The sequence below is a fragment of the uncultured Agitococcus sp. genome, from assembly GCF_937920075.1.
In the GTDB taxonomy this organism is placed as follows: domain Bacteria; phylum Pseudomonadota; class Gammaproteobacteria; order Pseudomonadales; family Moraxellaceae; genus Agitococcus.
The window spans coordinates 1-5,832 of sequence record NZ_CALETI010000304.1 but is presented as its reverse complement, the minus strand read 5'-3'; the positions used below and the strand labels follow the sequence as shown (position 1 = coordinate 5,832).

6 protein-coding genes are annotated in these 5,832 nt (G+C 42.3%); 2 read left to right on the top strand and 4 right to left on the bottom strand.

The features are described 5' to 3' along the window. Both Q0212_RS10620 and Q0212_RS10615 read right to left on the bottom strand, forming a co-directional pair. On the bottom strand, positions 1–560 hold a 560-nt coding region (locus tag Q0212_RS10620), incomplete at its 3' end, for a hypothetical protein (RefSeq protein WP_297925242.1). A gap of 618 nt (positions 561–1,178) precedes the next feature. Further along, the gene (locus tag Q0212_RS10615; protein ID WP_297925240.1) at positions 1,179–1,979 is read right to left on the bottom strand and encodes a hypothetical protein; all 801 of its coding nucleotides are present in this window, start codon (positions 1,977–1,979) and stop codon (positions 1,179–1,181) included. 18 nt (positions 1,980–1,997) lie between these two features. Between Q0212_RS10615 and Q0212_RS10610 the strand changes: the two genes are divergently transcribed. Then, a complete protein-coding gene (locus Q0212_RS10610) occupies positions 1,998–2,168 on the top strand; it encodes a hypothetical protein (RefSeq protein WP_297925238.1) in 171 nt (56 codons plus the stop codon). Between the two features lie 31 nt (positions 2,169–2,199). Here the strand turns inward: Q0212_RS10610 and Q0212_RS10605 are convergent, their stop codons facing one another. Continuing rightward, entirely contained in the window at positions 2,200–4,866 is a 2,667-nt protein-coding gene (locus Q0212_RS10605) for a bifunctional DNA primase/polymerase (RefSeq protein WP_297925237.1), read from the bottom strand. A gap of 26 nt (positions 4,867–4,892) precedes the next feature. Further along, positions 4,893–5,351 (bottom strand): hypothetical protein, encoded by a 459-nt coding sequence (locus Q0212_RS10600; protein ID WP_297925235.1) that lies wholly within the window; start codon positions 5,349–5,351, stop codon positions 4,893–4,895. Positions 5,352–5,445: 94 nt separating this feature from the next. Between Q0212_RS10600 and Q0212_RS10595 the strand changes: the two genes are divergently transcribed. Continuing rightward, on the top strand, positions 5,446–5,832 hold a 387-nt coding region (locus tag Q0212_RS10595), incomplete at its 3' end, for a hypothetical protein (RefSeq protein WP_297925233.1).

Sequence of the window (5,832 nt, the reverse complement as noted above, 5' to 3'; positions counted from 1 at the left end):
CTATCGCCATTGCTATCGCCATTGCTATCGCCATTGCTATCGCCATTGCTATCGCCATTGTTTTTAGACTGTAACTCAATAAAGTCCTCACAGTTACAAACAATGGTATTTAATTCCTGTAAGGTTTTACCTTTAGTTGAGCAAGACTCAAGTAGACTCTCTAGAGCATCATTATCATCTTGCGTACGATATTTTTTTAAAGACTTGGCAAAATCAGTCACTTTATTAAAAGCCACTTTATAAGCCTTGCCATTGGCAAGGCTTTTTAATCCAAGATTATTAAGGCGTAAAGCAATGCTTTTGTTAGTACTTGAGCGCGCGTCCTTATGGGACTCAAAGAGAATATCACTAAAAAAAGATGCGATTGCCCAGTAGTCTGTGGCGGTTGCTTTAGCAAGTCCATTTAATTCACAAGTTTGCTGCCAATAGGCTTTAATTTGTCTTTGGTTGCCATAGATAGCCACCAAGCGAGATAATTCACCAATAGTTACAAATGAGCTGGAGCTTACTTTGATTGCCAACTCGGATAATTCAGTTTGAAAGGTTTTGATATTTTGCATTTGTAATTACTCACTTTTTGATTTTTCGTTAGCCTAACGATGTTTTTCATCATTTAGGCGGACTTTGCCTGTAGTCACCATTTTAGACTTTAGGCAAAAAGAACTTAACCCAATATCAACTATTGGGTAGTAGCTAGGCTACGCAAATACTATTGCATACAGTATGCCAACTTCGTAAGTGTTTGATTTATAAGGCTTTTTTATTTTAACTGTAGGATAATGTATTACATAGTGACAAAAAGTGTTACATTGTGACACTTTTTGTGTGACAAAAAGTGTCACCCCTGACCCCACTATTACATATACGTACGCGATTAACATATGTAAAGGTATTTGTAAAGGAATTGTTTGTAACAAAATGTAATAGCAAGGGTAGGGTATAAATGTGATATAACCAGAGTCGAGGTTTGGGGCTATCCAAAAAGTCTCCATATAAAATTTCAAAATCCAAAGGTAATACAAATGCCTACAGTTAAGCCGAAGACCACAAAATAAAGGCATTTCCCTTGCCATTGCCAAAGGCATTGCCATTGCCAAAGGCATTGCCATTGCCAAAGGCATTTCCCTTGCCATTGCCATTGCCAAAGGAAATCCTTTTCCCTTTTGCTTTGCCATTCCCTATCGCAATAGTGGAAGCCCAAAAGGGTCAATAAACTCAATCCCTACCTCACCCATACCGCCACCGTCTAAGATAAGGTCAGCGTAAAGGGAACGCAGACGGTTAATGTCACCGTACTTGAACTCGGTAATAGTTCTAGTCGCTACATATCTCATTAGACTAATCTGAGCGGACATAGATAAGGAGTCACCTTTATTGAGGTACAACTTATTTTTGGTTAGGGACGAGCAGTTATCTCCAAGAGCGATGATTAGGGGTCGGCTTCGAGGAAGACACTTAATATTGGCAATACTGAGCCGCCAACGGTCTAACTGTTTAAGGGTAATACCCACAGGGCCTGTATTAGAGTCGAGTAAGATTCGATCAAAGCGGTCAAACATAAAGTCTTTCACTTTAAAGGTCTGATGTGCGATAAAGCGTTCGCTAGTCGGCTCATTAGAGTCGAGGACAGGGAAGCTATCCACTGAGAACAGTGGAGCTTCTAAGGATATTCTGTTCCAGTAAGGGATAGGCATAAGCGGACGCAGACGCATCAGGAATCCTTGAAGGTCTCTCGGACAACGGGTTGAAGCTTCACGGTAAAACAAGTAGTCATCAGCATTATCAGAGGCGATGCTGATGTCGATAGTTTCAAAAAGTTCGTTAGGAAAGTCTAGCTGCAGAAGACCGATAGGAAAACCCTTTGGTCGTCTGAGTCGATCAACTAAATTGGGTTTAACTGTCGTGGCTAAGAGATGGTGCTTACTACTGGTGGAATACCAAATGGTTAAATGTTCGGGGGTTAATTGAAAAGTCCACATAGTTAAGCTCCTAAACCGTTGGCATTAGCGTTACCGATGGCGTTATCGATGGCGTTACCGATGGCGTTACCGATGGCCTTAGCATTGGTATTGGCGTTACCGATGGCGTTACCGATGGCGTTACCGATGGCATTAGCGTTATCGATGGCATTGGCCTTAGCATTATCAATCCCAAAGCTGCTGACATAACCTTTTGCGCTTGTAATTCTAGTTCCCATTTTTAAGCTCCTTTCTTCGCTGTCGGTAAGGACACTAAGCCGATCTTCTCTAGGGACGCTTCTAAAGCACTATTATTGGCAGCGACACCTTTATAGGTCGGGACTTTTGAATTTTCCTTATCAAGACGAATGTTTAAGGTAATACCCACTTCGGCCATACCTTGTCTAAACTCAACAAGGTTCTGAGGCTTAGAATTGGTATTAGTCAACGTCCATGCCCAATACAACTCGTAAAGCTTGGCTTCAGTGATGTTATAGGCATCAATAACATCTTCTTTTTTGTACCCAAACCCAAATTTATCCGTCAAAATTCGACTGTAGTCTTTAATTTTTAAGACTTGTTCACGGACATCGCGGACGGCGATACGGAACTCTTTACTGCCTGAGTTAAAGAAAGCGCGTAACGGATTATTCAAATTACTCATTGTTTCGATACATTGAGTATGACTTAACGGCAACGTGTAACTATTATTGGCCACTAGACGCGGTAATGCTCCTAATGCCCATTGAACAATACCAGCTCTTTCGGTTAAAACGATCAAATCACCTAATCCTGCTTGGCGTTTAGCTTCAGGAATAGGGTGGTTAAACTGTAAAAAGACCCAACGGCGGCTAAAACCGTCTGAGGTGTCTTTTGTCTTTGGCAAGAAATTACCTGCAAACCACTGAGCAGCAATCATGCGCGTGATGAAGTGTTTTCCGTAAGGCTCACGCACACTCATCTCTGACCCGTCAACGACTTCTTTAAACACTTGGCCACTAATCCGCTTGGTTTCGGACAACTCCCCTGCAATATTTAACAACCGACCCGACATAGAAGCAGTGGCGTACTCGTCAGCCCATTTATCAGGTGACACCGCGCACTTCGCCTCTGGCGGCACTAAGGACGATACAATCGTCAACAGTTGAGACTTTCCAGAGGCAGCCACCCCATAGAGTAAAAAAGCACGTTGGTACTGAGGAGCTAAACCCAACAAGGTCACTAACAACGCTTCTTGTAGCACATCTACTTTCTGCTTGTAGTCATCATCCACACCCCAGCACGTCTCTAAAAACAAGTGGAAGTTAGGCGCAAGTTCGCGTAAAGGCGCGTCTGTTTTCTTTAAATCCACACAGAATGGTAGCATATAAGTTGCCCCATACTTTGTATCGTGCGGCTGTAATTCTAGCTTGTTATCTAAGGTTTTTATCAAGAAACCATTAGCGAAGTTAACGCCGATAATATTTTCTTCTTTCAACGCTCTTACCGCTAGCAAAGCCGACATCGTTGACAAAATACCTCGTGTGTCGCTTTTCTTCTTATTGGCAATACAGTCGCCATAACGTAAATGGATTTCTTTTTCGATTTCGACAGGTTCATAGACTTCATAGTGAGACCCACACCAACGGTAAAAGTTACCGTTGGCATAGGCTAATTCATTAATTTGCTTTAAGTCTTCGATTAGTTTCTGAGCGATTTCCGTGTGGTTTTCACCTTTGAACAAGCCTTCGGTCTTGTAACTTTTAATTTGTTTCAGCAAGCTTGACGCTTTTACCCCTAACCCTGCTTCGCGCACAATTAAGGTAATAATACGGTCAATATCTAAGGAACTTAAATTTTGACTAAACGCCATCAGCTTTAGCGTTTGCTCTACTTTGGTCATTACCTCATCCGTAGCGTTGTTTTCGGCTTCTTCAAAGCAGACCTTCAAATCTTCTAAGATGACCGAGCAAGGTTTTTCTTCAAAGCTTTCGTTAAAGGCTTGACGGTAGTATTTTCGTTCTTCGTCTGTCATCCCACTGTCCCAGCCTTCGGGCAGGATGCGTTTATTTTCTAATACGTCTCGCGTCAAAAACTTCACCAAGTTGCTTCGGTGTTTATCCATGTCGATAGGGTCGCCGACAACATTTTGAACGTACTGGTTCGCGTACACCTGCAACATCTCTAAGGCTTCTAATAAAGTACGCTCGCCCCGTAGCACCGCAAATGCAAATAGCCCTGCCATGCGTGTTAAGCTGACATCTCGCGCCCCTGCTGGTACAAACTCTGTTACTTTCGATGACGTTCCCTTACTCGCTGGGTAAACCCCTACTTTCTCCAACGCTTTACGAAGTTTGTCTTCGATGTCGTTCGGCAGCATTTGTAAGTTTCTTGAAACGGCAATTAACTCAGCATTAGCCACATATTGCTGTTGGGTGTCAGGGTGAATTGATGGTGGTAAGACGACATAAGTGCCTTCGGACAGATACTCAACAATAGACTCGTTTTCGCGTGTGCGAATGCGAAAAGTTCTTAGCGCAGGGTTGAAACGATAAGCTAAAACCGCGCCTTTTTTACCTTTACGAATCCAGTTGCTCATCGGCAAGGCTTCTAAAATAGCATCGACAACAGCTTGGTCATCGGTGTCGATGTCGATAACGCCAATGTTAGAGCAAGGACCTAAGGGCAAGCCAATATTACTTGACGGGTTTTTATCCAGCCAAATGTTCTGCTGCTCTACACTTGGCATCACCAAAGAATATTCGCGCCAACCTGAGTAAAGCGGCTCTTTCTTTCTTGGCCACAATGGAAACACAGGTAGTCCTGCTTTCCAATAAGCAGGTGCTGAGTCTTTAAAAATCTCACTATCTGAGACTTTCTTGGCTTTAAACGTGGACAAATAAAAAGCCTTATGCGTAAGCGTTGTCATTTTTTAAATTCCTTATGGTCGGTTAGTTAAATGCTTTCTAAACGTAACTTAAAGTCATTGATCTGGTCAGCATCAAAGTTGGCACTAACAAAGTCTAAGACGATTTCTCTAAATTTGATAAACTCATCAACCCCTGTGGTACGTTCTCTCGCGGCTAAGAGTCTTTCCAACAGTGTTGTCTGCAACTTTAACAACTGAATTTGCTCTGTCGCAGACAAAGCCCCTTCTTCGCCAACTTTGAAGTTCTTTAAATTACTGTAAATTTCCTCCACTTCTGCGGTTAAGTCTTTGACATCGGCAAAACCATGCGAGGCCGTTTCGCGTTTCGCCGTAAACAATGTTGTTACAATTACCTGTAACTTTGTCTTAATTTCTAAACTATAGGGAGCTTCTTTGAGGTACTCTTTGCCGTTGTCAGCGTATTGGGCTACAATTTCTTCTAAGGCGTTGACTGCGCCTAATGTAATCGGTGGATACTTGGTCATTGGTTTTCTCCAAAAGGGTATAAATAGTCTATGCCAAAGGTATGTGCTTTGACCATAGGTGTTTACATTAACTAAACAAAATGTGGATTTAAAAATGTCTAATCGCTTTTCGCTCGACATGAATCGTGAAATCGACTCACGATTTTCGGCAGATGCCTTAAGTATGCCTTATTCAGATTGGGTTTGTAAAAACACGACTTTTAAAGGTTTACCATTTAATTTTAAAAAGTACCCTTTCCAGAAAGCGATTGTCGATGATATGCACCCTAACCTTAGCTGTATTAAACCCTCTCAGCAAGGTTTAACAGAAGTGCAGATGCGAAAAGCGGCGGCTTTTTTAGTTCGCAATCGTGGCACAACGTTAATGTTTACGTTTCCAAACGAGCCGATGTTGCGTAAACAAGCCCAAACTCGTTTTCAACCTTTATTAGACTCTGACAAGGTCTTTTCGATGGGCAGTACAAAGCCCATTCGCTCTATC